Source organism: Marinobacter profundi (assembly GCF_002744715.1).
Taxonomy (GTDB): Bacteria; Pseudomonadota; Gammaproteobacteria; order Pseudomonadales; family Oleiphilaceae; genus Marinobacter; species Marinobacter profundi.
Genome location: NZ_KZ319369.1, coordinates 168,262 through 184,219 on the forward strand (window position 1 = coordinate 168,262; position 15,958 = coordinate 184,219).

Below are 15,958 nucleotides of genomic sequence, written 5' to 3' on the forward strand. Positions count from 1 at the left end.
GGAATTCTGTTGTGAATGATTTAGCCAACGGAACCTTCGAGGCTGACCTCAAGCAACTTGCCGGCTTCTACGGCAAACTCCATCGGCAGCTCCTTGAACACTTCCTTGCAGAAGCCGTTCACAATCATGGATACCGCCTGCTCCGGGTCGATACCACGCTGACGGCAGAGGAACATCTGCTCGTCGCTGACCTTGGAGGTGGTGGCCTCGTGCTCGACGATGGCGGATTTGTTCTTGCTCTCGATGTACGGGAAGGTGTGGGCGCCGCAGCGGTCGCCGATCAGCAGCGAATCGCACTGGGTGAAGTTACGCGCACCTTCGGCACCGGGGCCGAATTTCACCAGGCCGCGGTAGGCATTGGAGCTGCGGCCGGCGGAGATGCCCTTGGAGATGATGGTGCTTCGGGTATTCTTGCCCAGGTGGATCATCTTGGTGCCGGTGTCCGCCTGCTGGTAGTTGTGGGTCAGTGCCACCGAGTAGAACTCGCCGACGCTGTTCTCACCGCGCAGCACGCAGCTCGGATACTTCCAGGTGATGGCGGAGCCGGTCTCGACCTGGGTCCAGGAAATCTTGGAGTTCTTGCCGATGCAGGCGCCGCGCTTGGTGACAAAGTTGTAGATGCCACCTTTGCCGTTCTCGTCGCCCGGGTACCAGTTCTGCACGGTGGAGTACTTGATCTGGGCATCGTCGAGCGCGACCAGCTCAACCACCGCCGCGTGCAGCTGGTTCTCGTCCCGCATCGGGGCGGTGCAGCCTTCCAGGTAGCTGACGTAGCTGCCTTCTTCGGCAACAATCAGCGTACGCTCGAACTGGCCGGTATTGGCGGCGTTGATGCGGAAGTAGGTGGACAGCTCCATCGGGCAGCGGACGCCTTTCGGGATGTACACGAAGGAACCGTCGGAGAAGACGGCAGAGTTGAGGGCGGCGAAGTAGTTGTCACCGGCCGGAACCACGCTGCCGAGGTATTTCTTCACCAGCTCCGGATATTTCTGTACGGCCTCGGAGATCGGGCAGAAGATAACGCCGGCTTTCTCGAGAGGTTCCTTGAACGTGGTGGCGACGGAAACCGAGTCGAACACCGCATCAACCGCAACGCCCGCCAGCTTGGCACGCTCGTGGAGAGGGATGCCCAGCTTCTCGTAGGTTTTCAGCAGCTCGGGATCGACCTCGTCCAGGCTCTGGGGCATGTCTTCCTTTTTCTTCGGCGCCGAATAGTAGGAGATGGAATTGTAGTCCACCTTGGGGAAGTCCACGTGGGCCCATTCCGGCTCTTCCATTTCGAGCCAGCGACGATAGGCTTTAAGCCGCCATTCGAGCATGAACTCCGGTTCCTGCTTGATCTCGGACAGGCGGCGGATTACATCTTCATTGAGGCCGGGCTCGAAGGTGTCGGATTCGATTTCGGTGACGAATCCGTGCTCGTATTCCCGTTTGATCAGCTCTTTCACCTCTTTGTCGGTGGTCGCCATGATCGTCGCTCCGTATTCTCTCATCTGGGGCTTGTGGCCCTGTGTGTCGCCGGCAACACCTCTGCGGGGTTGTGGCGGCGGATGTCATCAGTTCGGGTGTTGCAGTCGTCGCTCCACTGATGGATACGCTCTGCAATCGGTTTTTGGTTGACGGGCAGGAGTGGCCTGCTGAAGATGCGATGCCTGTCCCGTTGAATCTGGCGAGTGATTATACAATACCATACTAAAATAGTCAGGTATTAAATCGGTTGTGTAGGGATTATACCTTAATCGGCCTTTGGGGTACCAAGGGGCGGGTAATTGCCTTGTCAGACTTTGGTTTGCTGCGAGGCTTACCCGCCCGGCGCTGCCTGGCAGTGTGCAATTGGCCCGGCTATTTTAGTCCGCCGTTGCTTCGGGGAAGATTTTGGTCAGGTAACTGAAGTTCAGCGTCTCCGGCAGGTGTTCCGGCTTCGGGATCTTCACGATGTGACCGCTGCCGGGGGCGTATTCGATCGTTTCGCCGTGGCGGTTTTCCATGGTCGCCGCAGAGAAGCGGAGGTTGCCGGCCGGCGTGATGAGTTCGAGCTGGTCGCCGGGAGCGAATTTGTTCTTGACGTCGATGGTCAGCCAGTTGTCATCCTGGTCCGTTATGGTGCCAACCACCTGTTGGGTGCCGAGGTAGGAGGAGCCCTGTTCGTAGGACTGGTACTCCTGGGGTAAATGGCGGCGCAGGAAACCTTCGGTGTAGCCCCGGTTGGAAAGGGCTTCGAGCTCGTTCATCAGGCCCATGTCGAACGGCTTGCCGTGCACGGCCTCGTCGATGGCGCGCCGGTACACCTGGGTGGTGCGGGCCACGTAGTAGGTGCTTTTGGTACGGCCTTCGATCTTCAGGGAATGGACGCCCATCCGGCAGAGTTCGGCCACATGCTGCACGGCACGCAGGTCCCTGGAGTTCATAATGTAGGTGCCGTGCTCGTCCTCGTAGGCCGGGATGAAGCTGCCCGGGCGATTCGGCTCTTCCAGCAGGATTTCTTTCGGCTCGAATGCCTGTACGCCCCCTTGGGCTGAGGTGGCAATCAGGTCGCCGGTCTGGTCGTGGCTGTGGGCCACTTCCTTGTAGTTCCAGCGGCAGGCGTTGGTGCAGGCACCCTGGTTGGCGTCGCGGTGATTCATGTAACCGGACAGCAGGCAGCGCCCGGAGTAGGCCATACACAGCGCCCCGTGGACGAAGACTTCCAGCTCCATCTCCGGTACCTTGTCGCGAATTTCGCGGATTTCATCGAGGGCCAGTTCGCGGGACAGGATGACCCGGCTGATGCCCTGGCGTCGCCAGAATTCCACGGTGGCCCAGTTGACGGCGTTGGCCTGTACCGACAGGTGGATGGGCTGGTCCGGCCATCGTTCCCGGACCAGCATGATGAGGCCGGGATCCGACATGATCAGGGCGTCCGGCCGGAGTTCCAGCACCGGCTCGAGATCCCGCAAATAGGTGCGCACCTTGCTGTTATGGGGCGCGATATTGGAGACCAGATAAAACTGTTTGCCCAGTGCGTGGGCGTACTCAATGCCTCCGCCTAAAGCCGCAATGTCTTTGAAACTGTTATTGCGTACTCTAAGCGAGTATCGGGGCTGGCCGGCATAGACGGCATCCGCACCATAGGCAAAGGCGGTCTCCAGGTGTTCAGGAGTGCCGGCCGGGGCAAGTAACTCGGGGGCTTTCATCAGGACTCCGCGGGATTTGTTTGGGGGAGCGGTATTTTGCCCTGATCGGGCGGTCAGTGAATTGACCGGCCTCAAAGTTAGGGTTGGCAAGTTTCAGCTAACATCTGTACGCTGATGTTTTTCGGGGGCGAGCGAATATCGCCTCCGCTAATTGGGAGGTTTTTGATAATGGGAGCTGATCCAATGGGAGCCCTCGTGGCTGCCATGATCAAATATCTTCAGTCGTCGGGCGTTTCCCGCAAGGAGCTGGCCCGCTACGCAGACCTGTCCCTGGAAGATCTGGCGGCGGCCGAATCCCGGCTGTCACCATCCCAGTTACAGCGCCTGTGGCAACTGATTCAGTCGCGCATCCTGCCGACGCTGTCCTTCAGTGTTCAGGTCCGTCCGCTGATCGCGGACCAGCTGGCCCGTGGCCGGGTCCGGATCGAGGTGGTGGCTGCCCAGCTCAATATGAGCCGCCACACCCTCTACAAGAAGCTGAAGGAAGAAAACCTGACCTTCGCCGCCTTGCTGGAAGATGTCCGTCGCGAGCGCGCCCTGACGTATCTGCAGGACCGCTCCAAGCCGCTGGTGGAAATCGCCGAGCAGCTGGGGTTTTCCGAGCTCAGCGCCTTCAGCCGGGCGTTCAAACGCTGGATGGGCACTTCGCCGGCAGAATACCGGGCCGCTGCGGCCTGACAGGCAGGCCGCAGCACCGCCTGGTTACGCCTTCTTGAAGACCAGGGTCGCGTTGGTGCCACCGAAGCCAAAGCTGTTGCTCATGACCAGGTCCAGGTTCTGGTTTTCCCGAACTTCCCGCACGATGGGGTAGCCTTCGGCGCCCTCGTCCAGGGTTTCGATGTTGGCGGACGGGCTGATGAAGCCGTCGCGCTGCATGATCAGGCTGTAGATGGCCTCATGCACACCGGCGGCGCCCAGGGCATGACCGCACAACGGTTTGGTGGAGCTGACCGGCGGGATCTTGTCGCCAAAGGTTTCCCGGAGGGCCTTCAGTTCGGTGATGTCACCGGCCGGGGTGCTGGTGCCGTGGGTGTTGATGTAGCTGATCTCGCCGTCAATGTTCTTCATGGCCTGCTGCATGCAGCGCACGGCACCCTCACCGCTGGGGGCGACCATGTCGGCGCCGTCAGAGGTGGCGCCGAAGCCGACCAGCTCGGCAATGATGTTGGCGCCGCGGGCTTCGGCATGCTCCAGGGCTTCCAGTACCAGAATGCCGCCACCACCGGAGATGACGAAGCCGTCGCGGTTGGCATCGTAGGTGCGGGATGCCGTGTGCGGAGCATCGTTGTACTTGGTGGACAGCGCGCCCATGGCGTCAAACAACAGGCTCAGGCTCCAGTGGATGTCTTCGCCGCCGCCGGCAAACATGACATCCTGGCGACCCCAGGCAATCAGATCGGCAGCGTGGCCGATGGCGTGGGCGCTGGTGGCGCAGGCCGAGGTAATGCCGTAGTTGACACCGGTAATGCCGAATGCCGTGGCCAGGGAGGCGTTGATGGCGCTGCCCATGGTGCGGGGTACCCGGTAGGGGCCGACCCGGCGGATGCCTTTTTCCCGGTGGGTGTCGATGGCATCAAGCAGTTCCACCGTGGAGGCGCCGCCGGTACCGGCAATCACCCCGGTGGTGTGGGCGCGAATCTGCTCGTCGGTCAGTCCTGCCTGTTCGATGGCTTCACGCATCGCCAGGTAGGTGTAGCCGGACGCCGGGCACATGAAGCGCCACAGCTTGCGGTCAATCAGTTGCGGAAGATCGAGATTGATCTGGCCGCAGACATGGCTGCGCAGACCGTTATCACGGGCTTCTTCGCTGAACCCGATGCCGGACTTCACTTCCCGCAGGGAGCGGGTAACTTCTTCTTTGTTGGTGCCAAGGCTGGAGACAATCCCCATTCCGGTTACGACAACACGGCGCATTTCAGTAACTCCTAAAAATCGTCAGTAGAAGTGAACAGGCCGACCCGCAGGTCCTTGGCGGTGTAGATTTCGCGGCCATCGACTTCCATACGGGCATCGGCGATCGCCATGGTCAGCTTGCGCTTGATCAGGCGTTTGATGTCGAGGTGATAGCGGACCACTTTGTTCTGCGGCAGTACCTGGCCGAAGAACTTGACCTCACCGGCACCCAGGGCGCGGCCCTTGCCTTCACCGCCGGTCCAGGCCAGGAAAAAGCCCACCAGTTGCCACATCGCGTCCAGACCCAGGCAGCCGGGCATCACCGGATCGCTGTCGAAATGGACCTTGAAAAACCACAGGTCCGGATTGATGTCCAGTTCCGCCACCACGCTGCCCTTGCCATAGAGGCCATCGCTGTCACTGATGTGGGTGATGCGATCCATCATCAGCATTTCATCGATGGGCAGACGCATGGCGCCCGGGAACAACTCCCCGTGGCCACACCGGATCAGGTCGGCTTTGTCAAAATGGTCTGGATACATGATGCCTGTGTCTCTGTTACAAAATGGTTTCCTTTACTTTAGCAGAGCCTGACCACTTGGCGATTGACCTTTGGTTGGCTTTTTTTGACAGGTGGTTGATGGTTTTGATGGTCATCAAAGACTTCAGTGCAGTCGCTGCGTAGTCTGGATTCTGGCCCCTGAGCAGGCGTCGGGTTCGTCAGAACCGGTAACCGGATTCGGGCAGCAGTGCCCGGGGAAATGTGCGCTCCGGTCTGGATTTACTGTTGGATCCGGCACTCCAGGGACATCAAGACCGTCTGGTCAGGGGCAATTTTCTTCAGTAATCCGCGGTGTTATGACCGCGGATGGAAGACAGTGGAGTGAATTATGACGACCACAGAACAGCCATGGGGAACACTTCGCCGTGACGGTGACCGCGTCCGCGCCAGCCTGCAGCGTCGGCTGGACCATGATCCTGCCAGAGTCTGGGAAATGCTGACCGACTCGGTTTGCCTGGCCAACTGGCTGGCACCGGGCGTGATCGAGCCGCGCAAGGGCGGCATCGTCAAGCTTGATTTCGGTCGCAGTGGCACGCCGATTGACTGTCGGGTACGGGCCATCCGGGCACCGGAACTACTGGAATACTCCTGGAGCGCCGCCGGCGATCCGGAGCGTCCGATTCGCTGGGAACTGATCCCCGAGGGCTCCGGAACCCTGCTGCAACTTACCCTGTTATTACCGGATGACGAGCTGGTGGCCATTTCCTGTGCCGGCTGGGATGCCCACCTGGAAATGCTGACGGCGTCACTGGAAGGTATCCATATCCACTTCCCGGCCGACCGTTTCCGCCAGGCCCGCTGTGCCTTCGGTGAGATGGTGCGGGCCCGCCTCGCAGCCTGAGTCCCTTGTTCAGAGTGCCAGCACCGGCGGAGGCCGGTGCTGTGTCGATCCTCCCGCCGGCATCCTAGCCGGCTTTGCCGTCCGGCCGCGGGCTGGCGAGGATGCCGGTATAACGGATCAGGAACGCGGCATAGGCGCCCATCCACAGCAAGCTGCTGATACCGATACCGCTATGCCAGGGCAGCAGCTCAAAGGCCGTGATGACTCGCACCAGGGCGGCCAGGTGGATGGCCACAAAGGCCGCTACCATGCCTTTTGGGAGCACCAGTGGCCGCCCGGTATGGCCTAGGGATACCCGCGCAATCACACCAAGAATCAGGCAGCCGACCGCGCCGGTACCGGCAGCATGGGACCAGGCGTTGGACGGCCAGCCCAGGGTCAGGCTACCGGCGAGCAGGATCAGGGCGACCGGTACCCACAGAATGGACAGGTGCAGGATCCACAGTAACGGTTCGCTTCGTACCAGCCAGCCTTTCCAGTTATACAGCCTTACCAGCATCAGGAGGGCGGCAATGCCGGCCAGCACCGCCGTTATGGTCTGCCAGCCCGTCACCAGGGAAAGCATCAGCAGAATCATGCTGGCCAGTACGGCCATATCCAGCGCAGGAACCATTCGGATGGCGCTGGTATCGCGGCCCCGTTGCCGCAGCCAACCCATGGAAAAGGCCGGCGTGATGCGACCGCCAATGATACTGATCAGCGCCATTGCCATGATCAGGGCGCCGTGACTGAATCTCATATCAAGGCCGGTGACGAAGCCGACCTGCATCGCCCAGAGCAGTCCCAGCACCACCAGGATCATCAGCTGGCGCAGCTGGCGGGCGTGCCAGATGCGCCAGCCGGCATCGATCATCACCAGCGGCAGGAACGCCAGGTTCACACCCTGTACCAGCCAGTCCGGCAGGCCTTCCCCAAGCCCGAGTAGCAGACGTCCCCCCAGCCAGACCAGCCAGAGCAGCACCAGGCGCCAGCCATGGGTACGCTCGGTCTGGGTCCAGACACATACTGCTGTCAGCAGGAAGCCGGCAATGGCAGCGGTCAGGAAACCGAACAGCATCTCATGCTGGTGCCACAACAGGCCGGGCATCGCCAGTGGAAGGTGCACGGTGCCGGTGACTTCCAGCACCCACAGGGGGATCGCGGTCAGTGCCAGCACTGTCATTGACAGGAAAAAGATCCGGAACGGATAGGAGAACAGCTGGCGTGTGCTGGCCGCCCGGGTCTGGTTGGTGGTAGGTATCGCCTGCATGGAATGGCTCCGTTCAGGTGGGGGTGTTTGGCTTTAAGATTTATTTTAGATAAATGTTATCGGAGTTAACATACCCAGTTGTCGGTATGTTTGCGTACAATGCGTGACTGATTTATCTGACAACAGGATTGTGAATGAGTGCCTACCTGATTCTCAAGCATCTGCACATGACAGCGGCCTACCTTACAGTAACGCTGTTTGCCCTGCGCCTGCTGCTGGACGCCGTGGGCCGGCCGGGCTGGCGCCAGACGCCGCTGCGCTGGATTCCCCATGCCAACGATACGGTGTTACTGGTGGCGGCCATCAGCCTGCTGTTCGTGACACCCTGGATGCCATTTGTCCACGGCTGGCTGACGGCCAAGATCTTCTTGCTGGTGGGCTACATCGTTGCCGGCCTGTTCGCCCTCAAGCCGGGGCGCAGCACCCCGGTGCGGGTCACGGCGGCCATCCTGGCACTGGTGCAGGTGGCGGCAATCTTCCATCTGGCTATGGCCAAGCCCGTGTTCGGGGCCTGAGGGCCCCGCCGGCCGGGCTGAGGGCCGCCAGCCACGTCAGGTGTCGCGGCGGTTCTCAGCCAGCTGCCGCGTCAGTTCCGCCAACTGGTGTTGTACCCCCGCCAACTGACGGGCAATGTCTTCCCGCTCGTCATGGGCCTTCTGGGCCTGCTTGGCGTTCTGCTCTTCGCTCATGACCTCCAGAATGGCGCCGATCATCATGTTCAGGAACACGAAGGCGGTCAGGAAAATGAACGTCAGATAGTAAATCCAGCTCAGCGGGTAGGATTCCATGGTGGCGTACATCACGTCGGTCCAGTCCTCGAAGGTCGCGACACGGAACAGCGTCAGCATGGCAATCGCCACGTCACCCCAGAGCTCTTCATCGATGCCGGCAAAGAACATCGAGCCCATGGCGGCGTAGATGTAGAAGATGATGAACATCAGCAGGGCAATGTAGCCCATGCGCGGAATGGCTTTGAGCAGCGAATTGATCAGAAAGCGCAGCTCCGGCACGACCGAAACCAGACGCAATACCCGGAACACCCGCAGCAGCCGGCCCAGCAGGACCGCCTCCGAGTTGTCCAGCGGGATCAGGCTGCCGATGACCACGATGGTGTCGAACAGGTTCCAGCCGTCAAACAGAAAGCGCTTCTTGTTCTCGCAGACCCCGAAGCGGAACAGGATCTCCACCAGGAAAAACAGGGTGATGGCGTTATCCAGAACCGTCAGGACATTCTCCACCAGCGGTGGCACGTCGTAGGTTTTCGCACCAATGGTGAGGGCGGACAGGATGATGATGGCGATCACCGCGCCCTGGAACAGCTTGCTGGATTCGATACGACGCAGCTGGCTGAATCCGGAAACCGGACTGAGTTCGGATGACATGGTGGAAATCGGCTCCTGATGGCTGGGGGAGCCGCGATTTTAAGGGGCAATCCGCAGGAAAGGTAGTGGGTAGAACTCGCAGCCCGGCGCCGGGGCTCAGCCGGCTGCCAGAATGATCTGCCATTCTTCGTCGCTGACCGGCATCACCGATAGACGGTTGCCCTTGCGCACCAGGGCCAGGTTATCGAGCCCCGGCTGTGACCGGATCCGGTCCAGCGGAATCAGCCGTGGCAGTTTGCGGACAAACATCATATCCACCGCTTGCCAGCGGGGGTTGTCCGGCGTGCTTTTGGCGTCGAAATAGGGCGACTCCGGGTCAAACTGGGCCGGGTCGGGATAGGCGCTGCGGGCAATCCGTACGATGCCGGCGACGCCGATGTCCTTGCAGCTGGAGTGATAGACCAGCACCTCGTCCCCCACCGCCATGTCCTTCAGGAAATTGCGGGCCTGGTAGTTCCTCACGCCATCCCAGGGAATGGTTTTGTCAGGCGCAGCCGCGAAATCATTAATACCGCATTCGGAGGGTTCGGTTTTTACCAGCCATTTCGCCATCAGGTCACCTGCCGGGAAGTTGTTGTGCGAGGCCATCATTGTAACCAAAAAAAGCCCCCGACCGGGGGCAAAGCTACGTGCAGATCATCCGTCTGGCGCGCCCGGTCAGCGCCGTTGTTGCGGGGGCTTGCCGGAGGTGCCGGTGGCAGGTCCGGACTTGCGGTTCAGCGGGTAGAACAGTTGTGGCGAGGCCAGCTCCGGCAGGTCGGTGCGTTCCTCGTTGGCGGCCCACTCCACGCGCTCGGCCGAGCGGATGGCGTAGTGCATCCAGGCCAGGGCGGCGGCCACGATCACGAACATCAGCATGAAGCAGCTTTGCCAGACACCGGTCAGGTCGTTCAGCACCCCGAAAGTCAGTGGCAGGATGAAGCCGCCGAGACCACCAATCATGCCCACCACACCCCCCACCGCGCCGACATGAAGCGGGTAGTAAACCGGGATGTGCTTGTACACCGCGGCCTTGCCCAGGGACATGAAGAAGCCCAGGGTGAAGATCAGCAGAATGAACAGTGGCAGGCCGACGGTCAGGGTAAAGCGGATATCGCCCTCGATGCCATGGACCACGTATTCCGTAGGGGGGTAGCTGAGCAGGAAGGTGCAGACCACCGAGGCGATGAAGGTCCAGTACATCACCCGCCGGGCGCCGTAACGGTCAGACAGCCAACCGCCCAGGATACGGAACAGCGAGGCGGGAATGGTGTAGAGCGCGGCGATGATGCCGGCGGTTTTGATGTCGAGGCCGTACACCCCGATCAGGAAATGCGGTAGCCACAGGGCCAGTGCGACGAACGCGCCGAACACGAAGAAATAATACAGCGCGAAACGCCAGACCCGCAGCTCCTTCAGGGGTGCCATCTGTTCGGCAAACGACTTGGACTGGGCCTCGGCGCGGCTGGCGGCCAGCGGATCTTCCTTGGCCAGGATGATGAAGACCACCCCCATGATGGCGAGCACGGTGGCGTAAACCTGCGCGGTGCTTTCCCAGCCGATGGCGACCAGCAGGAAGGGCGCACCGAAATTGGTCACCGCGGCGCCAACGTTGCCTGCACCGAATATGCCCAGTGCTGTGCCCTGGCGTTTCGGTTCGAACCAGGCGGCGGTGTAGGCCACCCCGACAATGAAGGCACCGCCCGCCAGGCCCACCCCCAGTGCGCCCACCAGCAGCATCGGGTAGGTGGTGGCGAAGGTGAGCAGGTAGACGCAGAGGGCCGTGGTCAGCATCAGGATGCCAAACACCCAGCGTCCGCCATAGCGATCGGTCCAGATACCCAGAAACAGCCGGCTGATGGAGCCGGTAAGAATCGGCGTTGCCATCAGCAGACCCAGTTGGGTGTCGGACAGCCCGAGATCCTCGCTGATGCGGATGCCGATGATCGAGAAGATGGTCCACACCGCGAAGCACAGGGTGAACGCAAATGTGGACAGACCAAGCGCCCGGTACTGCTCGGGTCTGGACGGGACATTGACCATGGTGTCCTCCTTGTCTGGCCGGTTGGCGGCCTGCGTTGCGGACCGCCTCTCCGGCTCGGATTGTTAGCTAAAACCATATCAAAAACCGGGTTTTTCCATGCGGGGCATTGGAGGTACTCCCAGAGGGTGCCGAGGTGGTAGCTGAAGGAGCGCCAAAGCGAGGTGAAGGGATAGCTGGCGGATTGCCCTGGTGGGGTATGCGATAGCGGCGTTGATATACGTCAAATATCGGCTTCGGGGGCTGTGGGGTAATGCTGACAGATATCAATCCGTGCCCGGTCCCGGGCGCAGACTACCGTGTCTGGAGATCGCCATGAAAATCATGATTGCCTACGACGGTTCGCGGAACGCCAGGCTGGCGCTGGTGCAGACCATCACCATGTTCCGTGACCTAAAACCACAGCTCACCCTGGTGGCGGTGGCCGAGAACCCCCGCGACATCACGTCCGGCAACGAGGAACTCTTCCAGCAGGAAGTGGACGAGCTCAAGCAGCACCTGGAAGAAGCCCTGGCTGTGTGCCGGCAGGAGGAGATCGCCGGCGAGACCATGCTGCTCGAGGGCGATGCCCGCAAGATGCTGCTGTATGCCGCCGAGAAAAAAGTCCATCCGGACATGCTGGTCATCGCCCGCCACAGTCACGAGCCGGATGGTGGCTTTATTGCCCGCTCGCTGACCTATTTCGTGGATGAACTGGATTACATGACCTTTGGCAGCGTGAGTTCCTTCCTCGCCCGCCGCATCCAGTGTCCGTTGCTGATTCTGCCCAGCCGTTGAGGCGGCACCGAGTTTTGTCTTTGATAGCCCCGGGAGGCTGACATGAAAGTCGCAGATGTTTTCCATTTCAAGAATGCCGAGATCAGGGCCCTGCACCTGACCTGGATTGCGTTCTTCATTACCTTCTACGTGTGGTTCAACATGGCCCCGCTGGCGTCCAGCATGCTCAAGAGCGTGGACTGGCTGACCTCCGATGACCTCCGCCTGTTTGCCATCTGCAACGTGGCACTGACCATTCCGGCGCGCATTATCGTGGGGATGGCGCTTGACCGGTTTGGCCCGCGGCGGGTGTTCTCCGTGCTGATGGTCGTCATGTCGATTCCTGCACTGGTGTTTGCCTTCGGTAACACCATGACCCAGTTACTGGTCAGTCGCCTGGTACTCAGCTCGATCGGTGCCAGCTTTGTGGTGGGTATCCACATGACCGCCATGTGGTTCAAACCCAAGGACATCGGCTTTGCCGAGGGCTTCTATGCCGGCTGGGGTAATTTCGGTTCTGCAGCGGCGGCCATCTCGCTGCCAACCATCGCCCTGCACATGTACGGTGGAGACGATGGCTGGCGCTGGGCAATTGCCCAGAGCGCTTTCGTGATGGCGGCTTACGGGGTTTACTACTGGTTCGCCATTACCGACGGCCCTGTGGGCTCCGTGCACCGCAAGCCCCGCAAGGCGGTGGCGCTGGAAGTCAGCTCCTGGGGTGACATGATCAAGCTCATCCTGTGGACCATTCCTCTGGTGGGCGTGCTGGCCATTCTGGTCTGGCGGATCCAGAACATGGGGTACCTGAGCATCACCGGTGCGGTGATCTGTTACGCGGTGATTGTTGCCATCGTCTGCTACCAGATTGTCCAGATCCTGCGGGTGAATGTGCCGATTCTCCGCAAGGGTGTACCGGAGGACGACAAATACCCGTTCAACAGTGTGGCGGCGCTCAACAGCACCTACTTCGCCAATTTTGGTGCGGAACTGGCGGTGGTTTCCATGTTGCCCATGTTCTTCGAGGAAACCTGGAGCCTGAGCGCCACCGCCGCCGGCCTGATCGCGGCGTCCTTTGCCTTCGTCAACCTGGTGGCACGCCCGATGGGTGGCCTGGTTTCGGACCGCATGGGTAACCGCCGGTTCGTCATGCTCAGCTACATGTTCGGCATCTCCGTGGGTTTCGCCCTGATGGGACTGATGAATTCCAACTGGCCGCTGATCATTGCCGTCGGCATTACCGTGTTTACCTCGTTCTTTGTGCAGGGTGCGGAAGGTGCCACCTTCGGCATCATCCCCTCCATCAAGCGTCGTCTCACCGGCCAGATTTCCGGGATGGCGGGTGCCTACGGCAACGTCGGGGCGGTGGTGTACCTCACCATCTTCACCTTTGTCACCCCCACCCAGTTCTTCTATATCATCGCCGGTGGTGCGTTCGTCAGCTGGCTGCTGTGCATGATGTGGCTCAAGGAGCCGGAGAGCGGGTTCTCGGACGAGTACCACGTCTCCTCGGTGGATCGCCAGATCGAGGAAGAAGAGCGCCTCCGTCAGGCGGCAGCGCCCGCCAGCTGATCCCTGCCGCTGAACCAGGCCCGCCCGGAGCAATCCCGGCGGGCCTTTTTTGTTATCTGCCCGGTACACCTCCCGATCAAAGCGCTGCTATTCTGAAACGGTTAGCCGGCCGATCGAGTGGGGATCCACGAGTTGATTGCCGGTGGGAGGAGACGATGAAGACACTGCAGATTCGTTGGCAACGCCTGGTGAACCAGCAGGGCGAGACCTGTGACCGTTGCGGGATGACCGAGGCCGCGGTGACAGCAGCCGTGCACCAGTTAAAGCAGGCTTTGCAGGGGCTGGGTATCGACGTTACGGTGAGCAAGGAAGCCCTGAGCTCCGCTGAATTCCACGAGGGACCACTGGAATCCAATCGTATCTGGATCGGTAACAAGCCCCTCGAGCAATGGCTGTCGGCGACAACCGGCCAAAGCAGGTGTTGTGCCGCGTGCGGCAATGCCGATTGCCGTACCTTGACCGTCGATGGCCAAACCTTCGAAGCCATCCCGGTGGAGCTGATTATCCGGGCCGGATTAATGGCCGCTGCCGAGCTGTTGCAGAACTCGTCCGGCGAGACGTGCTGTGAGCCGGAGGCGCCTGAACCATCGTCCGGCGGGTGTTGCCCGGCGCCATCCGCGGCAGTGGGTTGTGGTAAGGCTGGCGGCAGCTGATACAAAAAAACCGGCTTCATTGCTGAAGCCGGTTGCCGGTATGGGTCAGGGATTCTTGATGTAGGCGTCCTTGCGCAGGTAGAACCACCAGTTGACGAAGAGGCAGACGGCGTAGAACACCGCAAAGCCGTACATCGCCACTTCCGGAGTGCCAGCCTGGATTTGCTGGCCCATGACCCGTGGCGCAATGAATGCACCGTAGGCGGCGATGGCAGAGGTCCAGCCAAGCACCGGTCCTTTCTGTTGCTGGTCGAAGATGAAGCCGATGCTGCGGAAGGTGGAGCCATTACCAATGCCGCTGGCGGCGAACATGATGATGAACAGGATCAGGAACAGGGCAAAGTAGCTGTTCGGGTCGGTGGAGTTGTAGGCCAGCATCATCACGTAACCGGTCGCTACGGAGGCGACAACCATCACCACCGAGATAATCTGGGTCACAATCGAGCCGCCCATCTTATCGGATATCCAGCCACCTACCGGGCGGATCAGCGCGCCCACGAACGGTCCCATCCAGGCCCAGGTCAGGGCGCTTGGGGCGTCCGGGTTGACTACCCGGGTCATGGTGCCATCTGCGGCGACTTCCATCATGTTGCCAAAGATAACGCTGATGGACAGCGGCAGTGCGGCGGAGAAGCCGATGAACGAGCCGAAGGTCAGGATGTAAAGCACCGTCATTGACCAGGTGTGCTTGTTGCCGAAGATCTCAAACTGCTTCTTGATATTGGGCTTGATGTCGCCGGGAATCAGCCGCAGCAACACCACGGTCAAGATGATGGTCAGCGGCAGGGCCAGCCACATGTTCATGATCGACAGCGCCCATACGCCGGCAATGGAGGTCAGGATGCCTACGCCATAAAGGCCAAGGATCTTGCCGAAGGCCGACATCGGATTACCCGGGTTGGGGGTGACTACTTTGAGGTTGTTCATGCCGAACCAGCCGGCAAAGGCCAGCGGAATCAGGAAAACCAACCAGATGAAGCCCGCGTTCTGGATCCAGGTGTTGGTGCCGGCTTCGATGCGGCCGATCAGGGTGCCGCTCGGGCTTTGCAGGGCCAGCGGATCGCCGGCGATGGCGCCAAAAATGCCGACGGTCATCACCAGCGGAATCAGGATCTGCATGGTGGTAACACCAAAGTTGCCCAGGCCGGCATTCATGCCGAGGCCATAACCCTGCTTGCTCTTCGGGTAGAAGGCGCTGATGTTGCTCATGGAGCAGGCAAAGTTGCCGCCGCCGATGCCGGAGAGCAGGGCGAGGGCCTGGAACACGATGAACGGCGTCTCGGGATTCATCAGGGCAATGCCGGTGCCCAGCGCCGGGATCATCAGTAATGCGGTGGTCAGGAATACCGTGTTGCGGCCGCCGGCGATCTTGATCATGAACGACGCCGGGATCCGCAGCGTGGCACCGGACAGGCCGGCAATCGCTGACAGGGTAAAGAGCTGCTCAACGGAGAACGGGAAGCCCAGGTTTTTCATCTGGGTGGTGATCATTCCCCACATCAGCCAGATGGCAAAACCCATCAGCAGGCTGGGTATGGAAATCCACAGGTTGCGGGTGGCAACGCGCTTGCCTTCCCGTTCCCAGAAATCTTCGTTTTCGACATCCCAGTGTTCAATGTCGGCGTTGGTTTTAGCCATGGTATTGACTCCCTCGGTTAACGTGCCCGGAGCCGCCGGTCAGAGCGGATCTTGGGCTTCACCTGCTCATTGTGCAAAGGCAGGGGAGGGGTCAATCTTGATATAACTCAAGGAAAATGATGGTTGGTTAAGGTGCCGTTTTTCGGTGTGGGCAGGGTCTTGCGGGGATCGATTTTTGTCTTTTAAAAACATAGAGATGCGACGGTAATATCCCCAATTGGG

The 15,958-nt window shown here is 60.5% G+C and carries 15 protein-coding genes; 6 read left to right on the forward strand and 9 right to left on the reverse strand.

Annotated features, from left to right (window positions below; all coding sequences use genetic code 11):
- Positions 1-20 precede the first annotated feature (20 nt).
- Both sufB and trhP read right to left on the reverse strand, forming a co-directional pair.
- A complete protein-coding gene (gene sufB, locus CLH61_RS06295; protein WP_099613864.1) occupies positions 21-1,469 on the reverse strand; it encodes a Fe-S cluster assembly protein SufB in 1,449 nt (482 codons plus the stop codon).
- 378 nt (positions 1,470-1,847) lie between these two features.
- Positions 1,848-3,173, reverse strand: coding sequence for a prephenate-dependent tRNA uridine(34) hydroxylase TrhP (trhP, locus tag CLH61_RS06300; RefSeq protein ID WP_099613865.1), 1,326 nt, complete (start codon positions 3,171-3,173; stop codon positions 1,848-1,850).
- A 348-nt stretch (positions 3,174-3,521) separates the two neighbouring features.
- On the opposite strand from trhP, the gene CLH61_RS18550 reads away from it, so the two are divergent.
- Positions 3,522-3,851, forward strand: a complete 330-nt coding sequence (locus CLH61_RS18550) for a helix-turn-helix transcriptional regulator (RefSeq protein WP_265734785.1) — start codon at positions 3,522-3,524, stop codon at positions 3,849-3,851.
- Positions 3,852-3,875: 24 nt separating this feature from the next.
- Here the strand turns inward: CLH61_RS18550 and fabB are convergent, their stop codons facing one another.
- Complete coding sequence (gene fabB / locus CLH61_RS06310; RefSeq protein WP_099613866.1) at positions 3,876-5,087, reverse strand: beta-ketoacyl-ACP synthase I; 1,212 nt, start codon at positions 5,085-5,087, stop codon at positions 3,876-3,878.
- Positions 5,088-5,098: 11 nt separating this feature from the next.
- Complete coding sequence (gene fabA, locus CLH61_RS06315; RefSeq protein WP_099613867.1) at positions 5,099-5,608, reverse strand: bifunctional 3-hydroxydecanoyl-ACP dehydratase/trans-2-decenoyl-ACP isomerase; 510 nt, start codon at positions 5,606-5,608, stop codon at positions 5,099-5,101.
- Positions 5,609-5,956: 348 nt separating this feature from the next.
- On the opposite strand from fabA, the gene CLH61_RS06320 reads away from it, so the two are divergent.
- Complete coding sequence (locus CLH61_RS06320) at positions 5,957-6,469, forward strand: SRPBCC domain-containing protein (protein WP_099613868.1); 513 nt, start codon at positions 5,957-5,959, stop codon at positions 6,467-6,469.
- A gap of 64 nt (positions 6,470-6,533) precedes the next feature.
- On the opposite strand, the gene CLH61_RS06325 is transcribed toward CLH61_RS06320, so the two are convergent.
- The gene (locus CLH61_RS06325; protein WP_099613869.1) at positions 6,534-7,718 is read right to left on the reverse strand and encodes an NnrS family protein; all 1,185 of its coding nucleotides are present in this window, start codon (positions 7,716-7,718) and stop codon (positions 6,534-6,536) included.
- Between the two features lie 134 nt (positions 7,719-7,852).
- Here CLH61_RS06325 and CLH61_RS06330 point away from each other — a divergent pair, with 134 nt between their 5' ends.
- Positions 7,853-8,233 carry a SirB2 family protein gene (locus tag CLH61_RS06330; RefSeq protein WP_099613870.1) on the forward strand — a complete coding sequence of 127 codons (381 nt, stop codon included), beginning with the start codon at positions 7,853-7,855 and terminating at the stop codon, positions 8,231-8,233.
- 36 nt (positions 8,234-8,269) lie between these two features.
- On the opposite strand, the gene CLH61_RS06335 is transcribed toward CLH61_RS06330, so the two are convergent.
- The 3 genes from CLH61_RS06335 to CLH61_RS06345 form a co-directional block, all read right to left on the reverse strand.
- Positions 8,270-9,100 (reverse strand): ion transporter, encoded by an 831-nt coding sequence (locus tag CLH61_RS06335; RefSeq protein WP_099613871.1) that lies wholly within the window; start codon positions 9,098-9,100, stop codon positions 8,270-8,272.
- Positions 9,101-9,196: 96 nt separating this feature from the next.
- Positions 9,197-9,652 (reverse strand): EVE domain-containing protein, encoded by a 456-nt coding sequence (locus CLH61_RS06340; protein ID WP_099614197.1) that lies wholly within the window; start codon positions 9,650-9,652, stop codon positions 9,197-9,199.
- Positions 9,653-9,757: 105 nt separating this feature from the next.
- Positions 9,758-11,122: an MFS transporter gene (locus CLH61_RS06345; protein ID WP_099613872.1), complete on the reverse strand. Its 1,365-nt coding sequence runs from the start codon at positions 11,120-11,122 to the stop codon at positions 9,758-9,760.
- A 313-nt stretch (positions 11,123-11,435) separates the two neighbouring features.
- On the opposite strand from CLH61_RS06345, the gene CLH61_RS06350 reads away from it, so the two are divergent.
- From CLH61_RS06350 to CLH61_RS06360, 3 genes are all read left to right on the forward strand, one after another.
- Positions 11,436-11,897 carry a universal stress protein gene (locus CLH61_RS06350; RefSeq protein ID WP_099613873.1) on the forward strand — a complete coding sequence of 154 codons (462 nt, stop codon included), beginning with the start codon at positions 11,436-11,438 and terminating at the stop codon, positions 11,895-11,897.
- A gap of 42 nt (positions 11,898-11,939) precedes the next feature.
- Positions 11,940-13,445, forward strand: a complete 1,506-nt coding sequence (locus tag CLH61_RS06355) for an MFS transporter (RefSeq protein WP_099613874.1) — start codon at positions 11,940-11,942, stop codon at positions 13,443-13,445.
- A gap of 155 nt (positions 13,446-13,600) precedes the next feature.
- A complete protein-coding gene (locus CLH61_RS06360) occupies positions 13,601-14,098 on the forward strand; it encodes a DUF2703 domain-containing protein (RefSeq protein ID WP_099613875.1) in 498 nt (165 codons plus the stop codon).
- Positions 14,099-14,143: 45 nt separating this feature from the next.
- On the opposite strand, the gene CLH61_RS06365 is transcribed toward CLH61_RS06360, so the two are convergent.
- Positions 14,144-15,736 (reverse strand): MFS transporter, encoded by a 1,593-nt coding sequence (locus CLH61_RS06365; protein ID WP_099613876.1) that lies wholly within the window; start codon positions 15,734-15,736, stop codon positions 14,144-14,146.
- Positions 15,737-15,958: the final 222 nt, after the last annotated feature.

Bases quoted from the DNA above. Each gene is read 5' to 3' on its own strand.
- CLH61_RS06320 (WP_099613868.1), top strand. From the start codon at position 5,957: ATGACGACCACAGAACAGCCATGGGGAACACTTCGCCGTGACGGTGAC.
- CLH61_RS06365 (WP_099613876.1), bottom strand. From the start codon at position 15,736: ATGGCTAAAACCAACGCCGACATTGAACACTGGGATGTCGAAAACGAA.
- CLH61_RS06325 (WP_099613869.1), bottom strand. From the start codon at position 7,718: ATGCAGGCGATACCTACCACCAACCAGACCCGGGCGGCCAGCACACGC.
- CLH61_RS06330 (WP_099613870.1), top strand. From the start codon at position 7,853: ATGAGTGCCTACCTGATTCTCAAGCATCTGCACATGACAGCGGCCTAC.
- CLH61_RS06340 (WP_099614197.1), bottom strand. From the start codon at position 9,652: ATGGCGAAATGGCTGGTAAAAACCGAACCCTCCGAATGCGGTATTAAT.
- fabB (WP_099613866.1), bottom strand. From the start codon at position 5,087: ATGCGCCGTGTTGTCGTAACCGGAATGGGGATTGTCTCCAGCCTTGGC.
- fabA (WP_099613867.1), bottom strand. From the start codon at position 5,608: ATGTATCCAGACCATTTTGACAAAGCCGACCTGATCCGGTGTGGCCAC.
- CLH61_RS06345 (WP_099613872.1), bottom strand. From the start codon at position 11,122: ATGGTCAATGTCCCGTCCAGACCCGAGCAGTACCGGGCGCTTGGTCTG.
- CLH61_RS06360 (WP_099613875.1), top strand. From the start codon at position 13,601: ATGAAGACACTGCAGATTCGTTGGCAACGCCTGGTGAACCAGCAGGGC.
- CLH61_RS06350 (WP_099613873.1), top strand. From the start codon at position 11,436: ATGAAAATCATGATTGCCTACGACGGTTCGCGGAACGCCAGGCTGGCG.
- trhP (WP_099613865.1), bottom strand. From the start codon at position 3,173: ATGAAAGCCCCCGAGTTACTTGCCCCGGCCGGCACTCCTGAACACCTG.
- CLH61_RS06335 (WP_099613871.1), bottom strand. From the start codon at position 9,100: ATGTCATCCGAACTCAGTCCGGTTTCCGGATTCAGCCAGCTGCGTCGT.
- CLH61_RS06355 (WP_099613874.1), top strand. From the start codon at position 11,940: ATGAAAGTCGCAGATGTTTTCCATTTCAAGAATGCCGAGATCAGGGCC.
- sufB (WP_099613864.1), bottom strand. From the start codon at position 1,469: ATGGCGACCACCGACAAAGAGGTGAAAGAGCTGATCAAACGGGAATAC.